The following is a 19,036-nucleotide window of genomic DNA, read 5'->3' on the forward strand; positions in this document are numbered from 1 at the left end:
CTTTTTGTCATTATACTAGTAAGAATTATTTTATATATTTTTTTAAATCATTGGACATAATATTATAATAATCTTCTATGTCTTGTGCATGAATATAGTCAAACTGTTCAGCTCGTAATCTTCTCTGCTCGTCTGCAATTTCTTTTTGCTCTGCCGCCTCTATAGTTTCATTTAATAGTTCAAATGGAATAATGACAACACCATCATCATCAGCACAAACCACGTCCCCATTTTTTATTAAAACGCCACCAATAACAATGTCTTTATTAATATATCCACCCGTTGACTTATTAGGCCGATTAGGAATCTTCCCTCGACAAAAAACTGGCAAATCTAATGCCTTAATTTCTTTACTATCTCTAATATAGCCATCAATAACTAGACCCAAACAGCCTTTTCTTTTAGCAATATACGCTTGAATATCTCCCAAATATGCATTACCCAAATGACTATCAGTAGCAACAACTAATATCCGATCAGAACAACTTGAGAAAATAGAAATTAGCACAGGCATAGCGCTTCCTGTCGGTGCATATACAGTAGTTGCTAATCCAACCACTGTATGCCGTGGCGATACTAAAGGATCTAAACAACCTGGCAAAACATTTCCATTTGGTACCCCTAATTGTGTCAACCCATCACAAATCGCTGACACTGGCAATTTTTCTAATCTAAGTTTTACCTCCTCATGAAGTACTCCAGCATTCTCAATTACTTCTATCATGCAGAAACCTCCTTAATAATTTTTGAAGTAACGATACACTGCTTATATTTACTACAACTAAGAATATTGTATCACATCTTAATTATTAAGTGAAATAGAAAACAAAAGAAATATGATTATCAATATTTTCTTTTTATTTTACTGGAAAAAAGGTGTTTGAACGCTTACGCTCAAACACCTTTTATATTTAACCAATTATTTCACTGACCAAGAAATCCAAGCTACTTTATCTTCTGACGTATTACGAATCCGTCCATCCGCCTGACGATACGGTGCTAATAACGGTAATATTTGTTCTCTCATATCCTCTACAGTTCCCCACTCTTCGCTATGAAGTCGCATAGTAAAGTAACGTAACGCTTCTTCCTCTGTAAAGAATTCTTCTTCAGGAGTCGTAATATACGCTACCTTGACCGCTTCACCAACAGCCTTAGCGGTCTGCAAAACACCATCAATATTAGCTTGCCAATCAAAGTCATCCACACCATAGAAATGTTCTGTCAAAGCATCTACAATGGTATCTTGTCGCCCTGCAAAAGCAACTAGCAAACACTTATCACGGCTAGTACGCGTCATGGCTTCAATGTTTTGTGCATCAAACATGACTGGACAGAAGAAACTGTACGTCAAATCAAAATCCTTATCCCAACCTAAGGATAGACGCGTTACCTCACTCCAAGGAGCTACATACAAGTCTAAATCTAAATTTTCTTTTTCAGCTAGCTGCCGGCCCCCCTCAATCATGCCGTTAGACAAGTCAATGCCTGTTGCTTTATAGCCTAGTTTAGCCAAACCTAATGCATAATCACCAACGCCACAGCCAATATCTAAGGTGCGACCACCAGTAGCAGGTAATAAATTATGCTCTTTCAAAAAGCTAATAAAATAGTCAACTTGTGCTGTTCGTTCTATTTTTTCATGTAATTCTACAAAAAACTCAGAACGGCTATTCCAAGCCTCCCGCTCTACTTGCCATTCCTCACTATTACTATTTACATTTGTTACCGTTGTATTGCTCATAAGAGTCCTCCATATAACGTCACTCTAAACGTTACAGTATATATAGAAACAATAAATCAAAAATTATCAATTGATAATTTTTATCACATTTAATATTTTCTATGTATAGATTACTCTTATTTTAGCATAATAGCAAATGCAAATTATTAATAATAATTAACCTAACACATCATCAAAAGAGGCAACGGTTCGACGAATAGCTTCTTCTAAGGTATCATTATCAATCGTCAATGGTGGATTAAAGTATAAAATATCACCCAACGGGCGTAATAATAAACCTCTATCTAAGGCTTTTTTGTAAATTTCATACCCTGTACGAGCTTTACCTGGTAACGGTTCCTTCGTCTTAGGATCCTTTACTAATTCAATAGCATTAATAAGACCAATATGGCGAATTTCACCTACATTCGGATGATTGCCCAAAGCTTCCTGTAAGGCCTTATGTAAAAAGACAGCTTTTTCTTGGGCCGCTTCCATAACGCCGTCATGTTGTAAAATATCGATAGTAGCTAGTGCCGCCGCACAGCCCAATGGATTGCCACTATAAGTATGACTATGCATAAAAGCTTTATATTCAAAATAATCAGCATAAAAGGCATCATAAATAGCATCGGTTACAGCCATAATCGACATTGGCATATAGCCTCCAGTCAATGCTTTGGAAATAGTCATAATATCCGGTGTAATGCCTGCATGATCACAAGCGAAGAATTTCCCCGTACGGCCAAATCCAGTAGCGATTTCATCAGCAATAAGCAACACGCCATATTGATCACAAAGAGCTCTTAATTTTTTCAAATATGCTGGTGGGTAAATACGCATTCCTGCACAGCCTTGTACAATCGGTTCCACAATAACAGCCGCTAATTCATGACTATGCTTAGCAAAGTTTTCTTCCATATGAACAAAACATTCGCAATCGCAAGTCTCACGAGTCTTATTATAAGGACAACGATAACAGTCAGGCGCCTCTGTATGAATGGTTTCCATTAACATAGGCTGGTACATTTTAGCGAATAAATCCATACTCCCTACTGCTAAGGCACCCATCGTTTCGCCATGATAACTTTCACTGAGGCACATAAATTTCTGCCGTTCTGGATGTCCCGTCTGATATTGATACTGAAACGCCACTTTAAGTGCACATTCAACAGCCCCTGAGCCATTGTCATTAAAATGTAATTTATTTAAGCCCTTTGGCAAAATTTCAACTAATTTTTCAGCTAATGTAATGGCTGGCTTATGACTCAAATTAGCAAAAATAACATGTTCTAATGTATCTAATTGTTGCTTAATAGCTTCATTAATTTTAGGATTACAATGACCTAATAAATTACACCACCAAGAGCTGATAATATCAATATATTCCTTCCCATCTACATCGTATAGATACGCCCCTTTACCATGATCAATAACAATAGGTGGCAAAGTTTCATAATCTTTCATTTGTGAACAAGGATGCCAAATATGTGCTAAATCTTTTTCAACCCACACCTGTGATTTCATACGTATCTCCTCTATAAATACCGTAACTATAAATACCCTAACTATAAATTATACTTCGTCATATAAAGCAGCTAAAGAAGCAGCACTAACCCCTAAATCGTTGGCTCCTTCTGGCACACAAGCGATGACGGACACACCAGTTAACGTTTCAATCATAGCTTTATTATCTTGTTCCATTGGGCTATCCGTATAATAATTCAAAATAACCCCCTTTACAGGAATATTACGAGCCCGTAAATATTCAACGGTAAGAACCGTAGCATTAATGGTCCCTAACCCAGCATGTGCCACTAATAGCGTAGGTAAACGGAACCATTGAATCACATCTTCTAAAAAGATTTGTTCTGTTTCATCATAGCGAAGTGGACACATAATGCCGCCACTACCTTCCATCGTCACATACTCGTAACGCTCTTTAGCCGCTTCAAAACCAGCTGTAATAACACTCTGCTCTACCGGATTACCTTCCCATTTGGCCGCCAAATGAGGGGAGACCGCATGGTCATATAAATAAGATAATAAAGTGTCATCAGGCGCCTCTAATTGTGCAACTTTTTTTACATAGCCTGCATCACTGGCTGCAATAGAAGGAGCCCCACTAACGGCTGCTTTATAATAACCAGCATTATAATCACCGGTACGCAACGCTTTTACCAATAACCCCGTTATATACGTTTTACCTACATCAGTGCCTGTTCCTACCACAAATAATCCCTTACTGTTTGTCTGTGCCATAGATTATCCCTTCCTACCTAGCGCTACCTACACTAAATTATAAAATACCCAACTGCTTTTAAACCTGTACTCCACTGTTTTAAACCTGTATGCGAGCTTACTAAAAACTGACGATTATTATGTATCATCATTCATTTTGTCATCTAGTAAAATATTCAAGGTTTACAAAGTAATTTCAATGCTATTTAACCATGCACAACAGCTATTGTCAACTCCAACCATTTTTATATGGTTTACTTAATAAACATAAGAAGGTTAATTATCCATACAAATCCATCATATCTTATATGCGTATTAGTCATTAATATTCTGTTTTTATCGTTATTGATTACTTTTGCGCACAATTGATGGTTTTTTATCGACTAAAATGAGCGATTATGATTATATTGTAAATAAGATGTAAAGTTAAACAGTCTATCTAAGTGAGGAGCTACTTATGTTATCTGAAGAACGCCAATCTTTGATTCTCGATCGACTTCGTACTAAGCGTGCCGTTACTGTGCAAGAATTAGTACAAGACTTAGACTCTTCGGCAGCCACTATTCGCCGTGATTTAACGGAATTGCACAACAAAGGCTTATTGCAAAAAGTCCATGGCGGTGCCGTTAGTTGTGATGTCGATTATTTCACCACAGAACCGGATGTAGATACGAAAGCTAATCTATTTACTGATGAAAAAGAAGCCATTGCTCGCGAAGCCGCCAAGCTAATTGAAGACCATGATTTCGTCTTCATCGATGCGGGCACCACCACGGAGCATATTTTACCCTATGTAAAAGCTCAAAATGTTACCTTTGTCACCAACGGAACCTCTCATGCTGCTTTTTTAGCAGCACGACACTGCCGTGTTATTTTATTGGGCGGTCAAGTAAAAGCCGTAACTGGCGCCATTATTGGCGATACTGCTTTACAACAATTAGAAGTATTTAACTTCACCAAAGGCTTCTTTGGCGCTAATGGGGTTAGTATTAAAGGTGGTTTCAGTACACCTGATCCAGCAGAGGCAGCCATCAAAACAAAGGCGATGCATCGCTGTCACCACCCTTATGTATTATGTGATTCTTCTAAATTTGATAAAATTTCTCCCATTACCTTTGCCCCCCTTGAAAGTGCAACTATTATTACGACCCGCGTAAAAGGAGCCTATGCCTCCTACACCGAGGTAAAGGAGGTCTTGCCATGATTTATACCGTAACCTTTAATCCGTCCTTAGACTATGTTATGCGGTTACACACCTTTCAACCTCAAGGTGTCAATCGAACCTACGAAGACTTTATTGTAGCCGGTGGCAAAGGAATTAATGTATCCATTATGTTACGTCATCTCGGTCATGACAATACTGCCTTGGGCTTTATTGCTGGTTTCACTGGTGACGAAATCATTCGTCAACTCAGTAATGAAGGCTGTAATGAGGCTTTTGTACGACTGGCAGAAGGTAATTCACGTATCAACGTAAAACTAAAAAGCGAAGGGGAAACAGAAATTAATGCCCAAGGGCCAGCCATTACCGAAGCTGATGTGGCCAAGCTATATCGTCAACTAGACACCTTAGTGGACGGGGACATCCTCATTTTATCAGGCAGTATCCCCAAAGGATTACCAAATACGATGTACCGTCAAATTATGGAGTATCTACAAGATCGCCAAATTCAAATCATTGTTGATGCGACCCAAGACTTACTTATGAATGTATTATCCTATCGGCCATTTTTAATTAAACCAAATCATCACGAATTAGAAAGCGTCTTCCATAGGACCTTTGAAACAGAAGATCATATTATCGATGCAGCCCGTCAACTACAATCGAAAGGAGCGCGCAATGTCTTAGTCTCCCGCGCTGGTGATGGAGCTATTCTTTTAGATGAGCATGGTCAAGTGCGAACTAAAAAAGTGCCTAAAGGCACCTTAGTTAATTCAGTAGGCTCTGGTGATTCCATGGTAGCTGGCTTTTTAGCAGGCTATTTAGAATCACAAGGCGATTATGATACAGCCCTAGCTATGGGCGTTGCAGCCGGTTCAGCGTCCGCTTTTCAAGAGTGGTTAGCGAGTCGTGCCGATGTAGAAGCATTACTGTAGGAGGATATTATGAAAATTACGGACTTATTAAAAAAACAATCCATTCAACTGCAGGCCTCACCTAGCACCAAAGAAGAAGCTATCCGTCAATTAGCCGATTTAATGGATGCTAGCGGCAATTTAAATGACAAAGCACAATACATTAAAGATGTCTTCACTCGTGAAGAGTCCGGTTCCACTGGCCTTGGTATGGGCCTTGCTACGCCACATGCCAAAAGCGCTGGTGTTGCCGCCCCTGGTCTAGCTGCCATGACCGTACCAGGTGGTATGGACTTTGAAAGCCTTGATGGTGAACCATCTCGCCTCTTTTTCATGATTGCAGCCCCTGAAGGGGAAGCCGATACACATGTGCAAGTACTCGCTAATTTAGCTACCCTTATTATGGATCCTGATTTCAAAGAAGCCTTAATCAAAGCGCAAACTGTGGAAGGTTTCTTAGCTCTCATTGATGTAAAAGAAGCCAATCAATTCAAACCAAATATGACAGAAACCGAAGCGTTAGCTATAGTTGAGCAAAATGTTACACCGGCTACAACTGCCATGAAAACCTCCCAAACTGAGCCTGCCTCAACTACTACAACGAGTTCCAAAGCAATAACTAATAAAACTAATGTAGCAAGTACAGGGCATTATGAAGTGTTAGCCGTTACAGCCTGCCCTACAGGTATCGCTCATACAGCCATGGCCGCCGAAGCCTTAAGCCGTACAGCTGCCGATATGGGTATTTCTATCAAAGTAGAACAAAATGGTGCTAGTGGCGTAAAAGATGCCCTTACAGCTGAAGACATTGCTAATGCCACCTGTATTATTGTAGCCGCTGATAAAAGCGTGCCAATGGCTCGTTTCAATGGCAAACCACTAATTCAAGTAAAAGTGGCTGACGGTATTAATAAGGCTAAAGAACTGCTCACGGAAGCCACTACCGGCAATCCCGCTACCTATCAAGCTAGTGGCGAAGACAGCGATAGTAATGCAGTCACAGCGAATGACAGCATAGGCCGTCAAATCTACAAACATTTAATGAATGGTGTATCTCATATGTTGCCATTCGTTATTGGCGGTGGTATTCTTATTGCCCTAGCCTTCTTATTTGATGATTTCAATCCAGCAGACCCTAGTAAATTTGGTTCTGGTACAGAATTAGCCGCTTTCTTTATGAAAATTGGAGGCGCTTCCTTTAGTTTCATGTTACCAGTCCTAGCGGGCTTCATCGGCATGAGTATTGCTGACCGACCAGGCCTAGCCGTTGGTTTTGTAGGCGGCTATTTAGCTAATGCTGGTGGTTCCGGCTTCTTAGGGGCTCTCTTGGCTGGCTTTGTAGCCGGTTATTTAATGCTCCTATTGAAAAAAGCCTTTTCCGGCTTACCACACACCTTGGAGGGTATTAAACCTGTATTGCTCTATCCAGTACTAGGCGTACTTCTTATGGGTATTATTATTACCTTTATTATTAACCCTCCAGTGGGCGCCTTAAATGAAGGTCTAATGAATGCATTAAAGAGTATGAATACAAGTAGCCGTGTAGTCATTGGCCTTATCTTTGCCGGCATGATGGCTGTTGATATGGGTGGTCCTGTTAATAAAGCAGCCTATGTCATTGGCACGGGCTTATTAGCCACTGGTGAATACGGGGTTATGGCCGCTGTTATGGCCGGTGGTATGGTACCGCCATTAGCCATTGCTCTTTGCACTACCTTCTTCCCAAATCGTTTCACCCCAGCGGAACGCAAATCAGGTATTACCAACTATATTATGGGGTTCTCCTTTATTACGGAAGGGGCCATTCCTTTTGCAGCGTCTGACCCGATTCGCGTCATTCCATCCTGTGTAATTGGCGCCGCAGTAGCCGGGGCTTTATCCATGGCCTTTGAATGCACCTTACGAGCTCCTCATGGTGGTATTTTCGTAGTACCAACTATTGGTAATCCTCTAATGTACTTAGGCGCTATCCTCATTGGTTCTATAGTAACCGCGCTTTTATTGGCCATTCTTAAAAAACCGCTAAAAAACTAAATGCATAGTATAATGTTTATTTTTAAATAAACACTTCCTATCACATCTTTCTTTTAAAATTTTATCCTGCAAAAAAAAACTTATTCAGCAACTAGCATGCTATATAGCACAGTAGTAACAACTGAATAAGGGCTTTTCCTTTTTATTATTAATTTATCATACATTAACTATTTGAGGCCCAGTACCAACACCTACAATTAGGCATAATATCTAGGATTAAACACTACTTAGATTGACCAAACTCAGCTTGTAAAGAAGCCACGGAACGACGCAACATCCAATCGGTGTCGACTTTATCGCCTACAGGAAATTGATGCTCACTAAAACGTTCAAATTTATATTTTTCATAAAAACGTTGTGCTTTATAATTTTGATCCCAAACGCCTAACCATACCCATTCACAATCGGTTTCACAGGCTAACTGCAAGGCTTTTTCGAACAAAAATTTACCTACCCCTTGCCCCTGAAACGCTTTTAATACATAGATACGCTGCACTTCAAACGCATTCGCCAGTTCCTGTTCGGTTTGCGCAGCTCCTTGATTAAGTTTCAAATAGCCTGCTATCGCATCATCTACCAAGGCAAAATAATGTTGCGAATCCAAATCCATTAATTCGGACGCTAATGTTTCTGGACTAAAAGCCGTATTAAAATAGTCTTCTAGTTCTGCTTCTGTATTATGATGACCAAAAGTTTCTCTAAACGTTTGCATCGCTATAGCACGCAAATCCATCAAATCATCTAAGTGTATCTTTTTAAAAGTAATATTCATGCTCTCTCCTTATATCAACAAAGCTCTGCTATAAAAAACAAAAAGCACATCATACATATCTTCTAAGACCTACTGATATGTACAATATGCTTACGCACACTACCCGGTGGCAGTTACTTATGTAAATGGTTTTATTATAATAGCATAGGTCTTACAGCCTGTAAAGAGCTATTTCTTAAAGTTATAATTAGCCTAGAACTAAGGCCTTTTGAAATAATCCAAGATTATAAGTTGCATACTCTTAGTAAGCTGTGCTATAATCACGGTATAAATTTCAGGGGAGCTTATGAACGTAGGCTGAGAGGAAGTCATCTAACTTCGACCCTTATACCTGATACGGATAATGCCGTCGTAGGAAGATGTTATAGACGACACAAACTCTTACAGAGGTACCGTATTCGGTGCCTCTGTTTTTTTATGTTGTCTGTCACTACAGACCAACTGGCGGGGGAGCGCCCGACAGTTGTCATTACAGCGATGGGAAGCCGTGTTCCGGCGTGAGAGGAGACCAGTAAGTCTCGACCGCAACAGGTGTTTGTAATGAATTCATCTTCAAGTAATGTTAAAAAAGTTACCATAGCTAGTTTATTAGTTGCCGTAGCCGTAGTGGGCAGTACCTTTTCCTTCCCTGTAGGGATTAGTAAATGTGCCCCTGTTCAGCATATGGTAAATATTCTCTGTGCCGTCTTTTTAGGTCGCTATGTAGGTGTTAGTGTGGCCTTTTGCGCCAGTACCTTGCGTCTCCTCTTAGGTTTAGGCAGTATTCTTGCCTATCCTGGTAGTATGTGGGGCGCTCTCTTAGCGGGTATTGTTTACCAACGTACAGGCAGTCTGCTGCTCACCTTAGGCGCTGAAGTATTTGGCACAGGCATTTTAGGTGGTCTATCGGCCTATCCATTAGCGATTGTAGTTCTTGGTAAAACAGCTGGCCAAGTCGCCTTTTATACCTATGTGGTTCCTTTTTTGATTTCTACCATAGGAGGCTCCCTATTGGCCGGAATTTTACTGTTCACATTACGCCGTACCGGAGCCTTACATAACTTACAACAACATACCTTATAATTGGCAGTAAACTGTTGACTAACTCATATACACCTGCCAAGCATAAGCCGTTGGAAAGGGTATTCTATGAGTACAACAACAATTCCTAAAACTAAACTTTTATCTCACAGCTTATTATGGTTTGGTGCTGCTTTATCGATTGCCGAAATTTTTACTGGCACCTTATTTGCGCCCCTTGGTTTTACCCAAGGTCTTTGGGCTATTATCTTAGGCCATCTAATTGGCGGCTGCTTATTCTTCTTAGCGGGTCTCATTGGTGCCCAAACAGGGCGCAGTGCTATGGAAACAGTGCGCATTGGTTTTGGCCGTCAAGGAGCCTCTGGCTTTGCTTTAGCCAATGTGCTTCAACTCATCGGCTGGACTACCGTTATGATTATAACAGGCGCCGCTGCAACAGATGCCATTTACCCCTTAGGAACGACCCTTTGGTCTTTAATCATTGGCGGACTTATCATCCTCTGGCTACTCCTAGGATTTACTAATTTGACACGACTCAATCTAGTGGCGGTAACACTTTTATTTATTCTTACCATTTGGCTAAGTTTCATCATCTTTGATCCACAATCAGTTATAGCAACCACTTTACAACTAAGTGACGATCAATCGCTGTCCTTTGGTGCTGCTATCGAATTAGCCACGGCCATGCCCCTATCTTGGCTTCCACTTGTATCAGACTACACTCGCCATGCAGAAAGGCCTGTAGCTGCTACCGTAGTTAGCACAATCACATATACCCTCATCAGCATTTGGATGTATGTAATTGGCTTAGGTTCAGCCCTATATGCAGGTGAAACTGACATTGCTGCCGTTATGTTAAAAACGGGTCTTGGCTTATGGCCTTTACTGATTATCATCTTTGCTACTGTCACAACTACCTACTTAGATGCGTTCTCAGCAGGCGTAAGTGCTGTTAGTATTTGGCCGCCATTATCTGAAAAAATAACCGCCATTTTTCTAACAATTATCGGTATTCTGCTAGCCATCTTCGTGCCTATGACAGAATACGAAAACTTTTTATTCCTCATTGGTTCTGTATTCACGCCCATGATTGCGATTCTCTTTACCCAATACTTTCTCCTTAAGCAGGATGCATCTGGGCGTAAATTTTACCTTCCAAACCTAGTCCTTTGGGTACTTAGTTTCATCTTATATCGTAATGTATTAACTTTTGAAACGCCCTTAGGCACTACGTTCCCGGTAATGATTACCATTGCCGTCCTTACCTACCTAGTAGGTCGTTTCTTATTACCAAAAAACTTACAAAGTTAACAATTACCTATCTAGCAAAGTCACCATGATTTCTCTCATAACATGGTGACTTTTTGCTATATATAACCTTTACTCAGTGAAATAAGCCCCTAAAAAAACTATATATAACCTATTAAAAAAATATATCGAAAATTATAAATTTTATAGTATACAGTACCTCAATAGTTGTGCTATACTAGGTTCAGAAATTATAGATATACTACCATACAGTTAACAAAAAAGTTGACAAAGTTTTTATATAGCAAGTGCTATATACATTGTAAGGGTAACTATTAGGAGGAAAGAAAACATATGAAAGAATTTATTAAAGGTTTTAAAGAATTTGCCTTACGTGGCAATGTAATTGATTTAGCTGTGGGCGTTGTTATTGGTGCTGCTTTCGGTAAAATCGTATCGTCCTTAGTAAGCGATATTATTATGCCACCAATTGGATTAGTTCTTGGCGGTGTAGATTTCTCTGATTTCTTCATCAGCTTAAACGGCCAACACGCCAATACCTTAGCAGAAGCTAAAGCAGCAGGTATCCCTGTTATTGCGTATGGTAGCTTCTTAAATTCTTTAATTCAATTCTTAATTGTAGCCTTTGCGATTTACCTAGTTATTAAACAAGTAAATCGCTTATTCCCTAAAAAAGAAGAAGTAAAAGAAGAGCCAACCCTTTGCCCATTCTGTAAACAAGAAGTAGCCGAAGATGCTACTCGTTGCCCACATTGTACATCTGAAATTACACCAGTCATTAAACAATCTTAATAAAAACCTATACTAAAGAAGCAGAAAGCACTATTTCAGTGTTTTCTGCTTCTTTTTTATGTAACTATCCATAAACATAAACACATATGAATATATCAGCAAATATACTCATTTATCCTCAAATATCTTCAATTTTTAATTCATATATATTCTATAGCATTTTATTTCTATAACTTTAAGTAATACATGTATTTTATAACTAAAAATAAAATAATACATTATATACTATATATTATCAATATATTTAAATATGTTCATGAATTGGTTTCATGAACAAAAATCCTTATTTTCACTATATATTTAAGTTATTTTTCCACACTTATATAAAATTATCATAACTTTTTCTACTTCAAATTATTGATTTTTACGATGAACTACGACAAAATGTTTCATATATCTTTTATTCATGATTGAATCATGTCATTAGATTGGAGGTTTATATGAAGAAGTTATCAATCATGGTATTAACAGCTACAGCTGTAGGTGCCTCTATGTTTTCGGCACAAGCAGCTAGCATATTTGATGGTGAAAATGGGAATGGAGGTAATAATCACCCTGGTTTCGAATTAAATCTAAACAGCTATGTACATAATAATTACTTAGCCAAAACAAATGTGCCTGGCCCCGGTCATTCAGCCGTAGGACAGGACAACTATGTTTATAGCACGCAAGGTAGCTCTAGTGCCTATGGTAATCAAAATGATGTAGACGGTAAAGGGGCCAACGCTTTTGGCAATAACAATACTGCTAATGGTGATTTAGCACAAGCTTTCGGTCACACGAATCGAGTTTTTGGCAACCAATCCGTAGGCTATGGTGTGAATAATACGGTAGGAACCTATGTAAAAGCCACTACCAAACGAACTGTTACACCTGATTACATTACAGAAGAGATTAGTTGGCAAGATATGAAGGGTAATTCATTAGGAGAGCCAACGGTCCGCACCGTACCGCGTGATCCAGATTGCGACGAACGGTTCCAACCAACAATTCTTTCTGCTGCAGACATAATTGATGAATGTCCGCTTGAAGGTGAACGCACTGTAGAACGTCGCATCATGGACAAACCAGCTAACAACGCTAGTGCTTTTGGCTCAGGTAATTCAATCTTTGCCCATCAAGGTACCGCTATTGGTCATAACAATATGGTAACTGGTGAAAATGGAGTAGCCTTAGGCACGGGGAACCAAGCCTCTGGCTTAAACAGTGTAGCCATTGGTAACGGCGCTACTGCTACTGCAGAAAATAGCATGGCTTTTGGTGCTAATGCTAAAGCCACACACCAAGGTTCAGTAGCCTTAGGCGCTAATTCGCAAACTAGTGAGGTCGTACAAACACAATCTCATACGCATATGGGAATCTATTACGGTCGCTTTGCAGGCAACAATCCTACTAGCACTGTAAGTGTCGGTGCCCCTAATAACGAGCGAACGATTACTAATGTAGCAGCTGGTCGTATCTCTGAGACAAGCACTGATGCCGTTAATGGCTCTCAGCTCTTTACCGTAACAGATGCTATGGGACGTATGGCCAACAGTACAGCCCAAGTACTCGGTGGTAATGCACGAGTTCATCCAGACGGTTCACTTTCTATGTCTAATATTGGCGATACTGGTGAAAACACCGTTCATGATGCAATTAAATCCGTGCATAGTCAACTCCAAAAAGGACTCACCTTTGCCGGTGATCAAGGTACATCCTCTGAAACTAAGTTAGGGTCAACCTTTAACATAAAAGGGGATGGACAAAACATTACAACCGAAGCTAATGGTAATCAATTAACTGTTCGTATGAGTAGTACGCCTACTTTTAACAGTGTTACTAGTCAGCAATATAATGTAGGGGATAAAACATACATTAACAGCCAAGGTCTTAATGCTAATAATCAAAAAATTCGCAATGTAGCACCTGGTGAAATTAGTCAAAATAGTACGGATGCTATCAACGGCTCCCAGCTATATGATACTAGCCAACATATTCAAAACCTAAGCAATACTACGAATCAATCAATTAGTAAATTACGAAATGATGTAAAAAAAGTAGGCGCTGGTGCAGCGGCCCTAGCTGCTTTACATCCTTTGGATTTTAATCCTGATGATAAGTGGAACTTTGCTGTAGGTTATGGTAATTACCAAAGCGCTAATGCTGTTGCATTAGGTGCCTTTTATCGTCCTAATGAAGATACACTCATTAATGTAGCCGGTTCTTTAGGTAATGGTAAAAACATGATAAATACCGGTATTAGCTTTAAGTTTGGTCAAACTAACAATGTAAGTGCTTCTAAAATCGCATTAGCCAAAGAAGTAGAAGCCTTAAAAGAATTAGTCTTGGCGCAACAGCAGGACTTAGCTACCTTACGAGGTACCATTCATAATGGAACAAATATGGATATGAATTTAAATGTAAACTTCCCTGATGTACCAGAAAATCACTGGGCTTATGAATATGTAAAATCATTAGCTGACCGTGGTTTACTGGAAGGGTATCCAGACGGTGAATTTAAAGGAGACCGTCCAATGACACGCTACGAATTTGCAACAATTATTTACCGAGCCCTGCAAAACGGAGCGCCTATGGATGCTGATTTAAATAAAGCTGTTATTGAATTTAATCCAGAATTAGCAAGAGTTGAAGTCTTAGACAGAATTCGTATTGATCGTATTTCTGGTAATGACAAAGATCGCTATAAAATTGATCGTATCCGCATTAACAATGAAGATACAGCAACACGCGATATTTATGGCGAACAACTCATTTAAAATCTTATTTTTTAGTTTTACTAGCAAAAAATTCCTTAATTATAAAACACAACACTTATTCTATATACATAAAAACACAATATAACACACGTAAAACAATCCATAACATTTAATATCTAAAATCTCTGAACACGCAAAAAGGGACTATAACGGAGATAGTATATGCTACTATCTTTTGTTATAGTCCCTTTTATATAACAAAAAACAGGTAGCCACTCATATCGTAGTTACCTGTTCTCTAAAAAGACTTATAAAATTAGTATAAACCAGTCCGTTTACCATAATGTTTAGAGTCGCCGTTTTGTTTCCACCCTACCATATCGCCAATGGACATAACACGGCGGGTCAGACAATCCTTACATTTATCGGCATTATCATCCACACAAGGTTTGTTATCGTATAATAGATATTTAGCCCGATGTTCTGGAATGGTAATAATTGGCATCAAAATATTAGCCCCAGCTGCCAGCCCTTTTTCACGCCCCAAAGGATCAAGCGCCTGCAACGCGGTAGTCGCGGCAATATTAACATCTTTTAAGAATAAACGTGTCAGCGCAATCATCTTAAGGCCTAATTGAATACGGCGCAACTTACCGGCCTTATCATCAAGACCCATAGCTAATGCTTCTTGTCCTAATGGCGTATCATGATGCACTACATAAGGCCCCATGCCAATCATATCAATATCCATATCACGATAGAATAAAATATCATTAACCAAATCATCTTCCGTTTGATGTGGCAAACCAATCATAACCCCAGTGCCTACTTGGAAACCCACTTTGCGTAAGCTTTTAAGGCAAGCTACACGCGTTTCAAAGGAGTGAAGTTCATCATTTGGATGAATCTTGCTATACAACGTAGGATTACTAGTTTCAATGCGCAATAAATACCGGCTAGCCCCGGCCTCTACCATTCGTCGATACGCCTCTTCAGACTGCTCGCCTACGCACATAGTAATGCCTAGGGACCCATCCCCAATGGCTTTAATATCGTGAATTAAATCGACTACATAATCTACAAACGCCGCATCACTGCGTTCGCCTGATTGCAAGGTAATAGAGCCATACTCATGGTCATAGGCCCACTGCGCCATTTTTATAATATCTTCCCGCTTCATATCAAAGCGTTCCGTTTTGTCATTTTCACGTCGAATTCCACAATATTCGCAATTCTTAATGCAACGATTGGAGAATTCAATTAAGCCACGATAGTAAGCTACTTTATCTACATAATGAGCCTTCACTTCGTACGCTTTTTTATAGATAGCTTGTAAATCGGCTTCGTCAGTGACGCTCATGAGGAAGCGTAATTCTTCCACCGTTAGCGTGTCAGCGCCGACCAAGTCTTTTTTCAAAATATCCTGTACTGTCATAGTCACTCTTGTTGTTCTCTCTTTACTGTATAAACTAACTTTAATTGTTATTGGTTCCGTCGATATTGTACTGTCAACGATTCAGACAGATTCTCCGGTAGCTCTGTGAAACGAGTAAATTCACCTAGCACCTCTGGCAAATCAAGCCACGATGTAGCCTTAGTGGCTAACATATAGTGAGCCAATTGGCCCCGCATTTGCTTTGACGATGTGCTCAATTGTTTCCACACGCCTTGCTTACATTCTAAAAATTCCACTGTCACCATCCGCGGATGGTCCACTAATTTATAATATTCTTTAGACGCTAAGTTCAATAACCAATCTTCATTGGCCAAGGCTTCTGTAACTGGTTTTGCCCAACAATCATATAACGATTGGCAACCTGCTAACAGCCCTGTTGCGGATGTCCCTTTCGGAAAAATACGATCCACTAAGTCGAGCCGATATTCCTTAATCGGACTTAAGGGACTAACTAAACCATACAAAGCGGACAAAATATATACATGGTCCCTGCCAAATGCCTGCGCCTCTTCAGTTAAACTGGCCCAATCTAAATTTTTAAACGCTAAGCCATTATAACTCTCAATAGCCGTCCCCACAGGCGCTGTTTCATAAGCCTTATAAAAAGTTACCCACGGTTCTACTTTAGCCTCAGCTAACTTCAACGCTTTACCTAATTCAGCAACCGTTAAACTTTGTACCTGTCCTACAATGGCCTCTGTTCTTGCTTCTTGAAACAAAGGCATCGTTGGCGTGCCTTGCAAAGTCTTGGTTTTACTAGGAGACAGGAGTATTTTCATTGATTTCAATTCCTTGTTGTGTATTCCCCTCTTCGTTTAATTCAGCCGTCAAACGCTCTTGTACAGCTTGGCTCCAAATAACCAAAGGCACGGCTACCACAAATTTAGCCTTCATTTCTTCACATAAAGCAATCACTTCGGCGAGATATGGCGAACCTTCGTCAATGCCATCAATTAATAGCACTACATGACGATTTTTTAAATCCGCCCCACTATATACGATTTGTTCGCCATTATAGAACACATCTTCCACAAAAATTTTGTCATGCATGAACTCGTCCATACGACGCAAAATCAAGCGATCTAACAAAGCACTCACTGGCGTAGCCACTGGTTCAGCTGTTGCTAAGCCTTCTGGTTGTACGCGCACAAATACAGTCTTCTTATTATGCCCTTTGCGATATTCTAATAAAGCCCGTTCCGTAGCACCAAAGAATAAAAAATTCTGTGCTGGATCTAAGGTATCGCTGTGAAATAAATCTATAATTGTTCCCGACTCAGCTGCATTTAACTGTGATTGTAACTGAACCGATACATCTTCAACAATTTCTTCATAGTCAGAACGAAGAACATCTGCCATAGTTATTTCCTCCTATTTACAAATGAAATCATGACACTGAAAGAATTAATTATACAATCGCTAAAAAGCGCTCATATTTTCCCATTAATCATATAATTATAGCACATTTTTAATATTCATTGCTATACGCCTAGGAATACGCCAACGCCTACTCCTATAATACAAAAACGTTGGGCATTACCTACTAAGTGGCCATACCCAACGTCTCTCATGTCTATAAAATTACAGACATATCAAATACGATTCATATGATTTACTACGCAACAGCCCTAACACCCACTAAATAGTAGCAGTGTAATTGACTATACAACTGTTTACGCTTCAAATAACAAGAAAATATTCATACCAGTTACTACAATACCAATAATCCACAGCATAATAGCGGTAGACGGTTTATTTTTATACGCCCCCATGACTTTAGCTGAACCTGTTAAATACAACTGCAAGAAAATAGTAAATGGCAATTGTAAACTCAAGAACATCTGTGAAATGAGCAGGGCTTTAAAGGAATCTTGAATAAATAGAATCAGCACTAACGCAGGCACATAGGTTAACGCCAACCCAACCCGACTATGAAAATCTTTCATATCATAGGATTCACCAAACATACCTGCAAAAATACTAGCCCCTGCCATACCCGCCGTAGCGGAGGAAGCAAAGCCAGCAAATAATAAGGCTAATGCAAAAATTACACCTGCTGATGGGCCAATTAAAGGTACCAATAATTCTTGGGCTTGCTCCAACTCTTCTACCACAATGCCTTGTTGAAAAAACGTAGCAGCCGCTAAGATAATCATGGCGGAATTAATAGCCCAGCCAATACCCATGGAGAAAATGGTGTCTAAAAATTCATAGCGCAACCGTTTTTGCATCACCTGCGGATCCGCTTTATTAAACTCACGGCTCTGAATGATTTCAGAATGCAAAAAGAGATTATGAGGCATAATAACAGCCCCTAAAATACTAAGGATTACAAGCATGGATTCATTCGGCAAGGTTGGATTCACCCACGCAAGACCTGAGGCCGCCCAGTCTACATCAACCATAGATAATTCAGCTAAATACGCTAAGGCAATAAGCGATACAAACCCAGCAATCACCTTTTCTAGCTTGCTGTACGAGTTAGTCAGTAACATAAATGTACAGATAATAGCCGTTAAAATAGAACCAATAAATAGAGGAATGCCAAAGAGCATTTTAAGTGCAATAGCGGCCCCAATGAATTCGGCTAAGGCCGTAGCTGCCGCCGCCAGCCCTGCCGTACTAAGCAAAATACTCGATAACCAACGGGGCAACGTTTCATAAGCACATTCGGATAAACAACGGCCGGTAACAATACCCAAATGCGCCACATTATGTTGTAATAAAATAAGCATGATAGTCGATAAGGTAACGACCCATAATAAATTATAACCAAACATGGCTCCGGCGGCTAAGTTAGCAGCCCAGTTGCCTGGATCAATAAAGCCTACCGTAACGATAATCCCTGGCCCAATATACCGAAAGACCTCTGATACTTGCATACGGTGTTGATGCACCGTGTTCAACTTATTTTTAATACGACTTAAAAACATACACTTCACCATTTCCTATCT

At 39.7% G+C, this 19,036-nt stretch carries 16 protein-coding genes and 1 riboswitch; of the genes, 7 read left to right on the plus strand and 9 right to left on the minus strand.

What is annotated here, in order from left to right; all coding sequences use genetic code 11:
* Positions 1 to 25 precede the first annotated feature (25 nt).
* From VER_RS03470 to bioD, 4 genes are all read right to left on the minus strand, one after another.
* Positions 26 to 724, minus strand: a complete 699-nt coding sequence (locus tag VER_RS03470) for an RraA family protein (RefSeq protein ID WP_162099484.1) — start codon at positions 722 to 724, stop codon at positions 26 to 28.
* Positions 725 to 919: 195 nt separating this feature from the next.
* Positions 920 to 1,744: a class I SAM-dependent methyltransferase gene (locus VER_RS03475; RefSeq protein WP_162099485.1), complete on the minus strand. Its 825-nt coding sequence runs from the start codon at positions 1,742 to 1,744 to the stop codon at positions 920 to 922.
* A 156-nt stretch (positions 1,745 to 1,900) separates the two neighbouring features.
* A complete protein-coding gene (gene bioA, locus VER_RS03480) occupies positions 1,901 to 3,250 on the minus strand; it encodes an adenosylmethionine--8-amino-7-oxononanoate transaminase (RefSeq protein ID WP_162099486.1) in 1,350 nt (449 codons plus the stop codon).
* 48 nt (positions 3,251 to 3,298) lie between these two features.
* A complete protein-coding gene (gene bioD, locus VER_RS03485) occupies positions 3,299 to 3,985 on the minus strand; it encodes a dethiobiotin synthase (protein ID WP_162099487.1) in 687 nt (228 codons plus the stop codon).
* 436 nt (positions 3,986 to 4,421) lie between these two features.
* Between bioD and VER_RS03490 the strand changes: the two genes are divergently transcribed.
* From VER_RS03490 to VER_RS03500, 3 genes are read left to right on the plus strand one after another with little or no spacing between them, the layout of a single operon-like run.
* The gene (locus VER_RS03490) at positions 4,422 to 5,168 is read left to right on the plus strand and encodes a DeoR/GlpR family DNA-binding transcription regulator (RefSeq protein ID WP_162099488.1); all 747 of its coding nucleotides are present in this window, start codon (positions 4,422 to 4,424) and stop codon (positions 5,166 to 5,168) included.
* Positions 5,165 to 6,061 (plus strand): 1-phosphofructokinase, encoded by an 897-nt coding sequence (gene pfkB, locus VER_RS03495; protein ID WP_162099489.1) that lies wholly within the window; start codon positions 5,165 to 5,167, stop codon positions 6,059 to 6,061. Before VER_RS03490 ends, pfkB begins: the two co-directional genes overlap by 4 nt.
* Positions 6,062 to 6,070: 9 nt before the next feature.
* Positions 6,071 to 8,074 carry a fructose-specific PTS transporter subunit EIIC gene (locus VER_RS03500; protein ID WP_162099490.1) on the plus strand — a complete coding sequence of 668 codons (2,004 nt, stop codon included), beginning with the start codon at positions 6,071 to 6,073 and terminating at the stop codon, positions 8,072 to 8,074.
* Positions 8,075 to 8,297: 223 nt separating this feature from the next.
* Here VER_RS03500 and VER_RS03505 read toward each other — a convergent pair whose 3' ends face one another.
* Entirely contained in the window at positions 8,298 to 8,846 is a 549-nt protein-coding gene (locus VER_RS03505) for a GNAT family N-acetyltransferase (protein WP_162099491.1), read from the minus strand.
* Positions 8,847 to 9,112: 266 nt separating this feature from the next.
* Positions 9,113 to 9,221: riboswitch (TPP riboswitch) on the plus strand.
* Between the two features lie 165 nt (positions 9,222 to 9,386).
* Here VER_RS03505 and thiW point away from each other — a divergent pair.
* From thiW to VER_RS03525, 4 genes are all read left to right on the plus strand, one after another.
* Positions 9,387 to 9,908 carry an energy coupling factor transporter S component ThiW gene (gene thiW, locus VER_RS03510; RefSeq protein WP_162099492.1) on the plus strand — a complete coding sequence of 174 codons (522 nt, stop codon included), beginning with the start codon at positions 9,387 to 9,389 and terminating at the stop codon, positions 9,906 to 9,908.
* 66 nt (positions 9,909 to 9,974) lie between these two features.
* Entirely contained in the window at positions 9,975 to 11,177 is a 1,203-nt protein-coding gene (cytX, locus tag VER_RS03515; RefSeq protein ID WP_162099493.1) for a putative hydroxymethylpyrimidine transporter CytX, read from the plus strand.
* Between the two features lie 291 nt (positions 11,178 to 11,468).
* The gene (mscL, locus tag VER_RS03520; RefSeq protein ID WP_162099494.1) at positions 11,469 to 11,927 is read left to right on the plus strand and encodes a large conductance mechanosensitive channel protein MscL; all 459 of its coding nucleotides are present in this window, start codon (positions 11,469 to 11,471) and stop codon (positions 11,925 to 11,927) included.
* A gap of 440 nt (positions 11,928 to 12,367) precedes the next feature.
* The gene (locus tag VER_RS03525) at positions 12,368 to 14,686 is read left to right on the plus strand and encodes an S-layer homology domain-containing protein (protein WP_162099495.1); all 2,319 of its coding nucleotides are present in this window, start codon (positions 12,368 to 12,370) and stop codon (positions 14,684 to 14,686) included.
* A gap of 256 nt (positions 14,687 to 14,942) precedes the next feature.
* Here VER_RS03525 and hydE read toward each other — a convergent pair whose 3' ends face one another.
* From hydE to VER_RS03545, 4 genes are all read right to left on the minus strand, one after another.
* Positions 14,943 to 16,061 (minus strand): [FeFe] hydrogenase H-cluster radical SAM maturase HydE, encoded by a 1,119-nt coding sequence (hydE, locus tag VER_RS03530; protein ID WP_162099496.1) that lies wholly within the window; start codon positions 16,059 to 16,061, stop codon positions 14,943 to 14,945.
* Between the two features lie 47 nt (positions 16,062 to 16,108).
* Positions 16,109 to 16,861 carry a YaaA family protein gene (locus VER_RS03535; RefSeq protein WP_162099497.1) on the minus strand — a complete coding sequence of 251 codons (753 nt, stop codon included), beginning with the start codon at positions 16,859 to 16,861 and terminating at the stop codon, positions 16,109 to 16,111.
* On the minus strand, positions 16,839 to 17,441 hold the full coding sequence (locus tag VER_RS03540; protein WP_162099498.1) for a hypothetical protein: 603 nt from the start codon (positions 17,439 to 17,441) through the stop codon (positions 16,839 to 16,841). The genes VER_RS03535 and VER_RS03540 overlap by 23 nt, the downstream gene beginning before the upstream one ends.
* Positions 17,442 to 17,755: 314 nt before the next feature.
* Positions 17,756 to 19,015 (minus strand): Nramp family divalent metal transporter, encoded by a 1,260-nt coding sequence (locus VER_RS03545; RefSeq protein WP_202922117.1) that lies wholly within the window; start codon positions 19,013 to 19,015, stop codon positions 17,756 to 17,758.
* Positions 19,016 to 19,036: the final 21 nt, after the last annotated feature.

Source organism: Veillonella sp. R32 (assembly GCF_010093125.1).
Classification (GTDB): domain Bacteria; phylum Bacillota; class Negativicutes; order Veillonellales; family Veillonellaceae; genus Veillonella_A.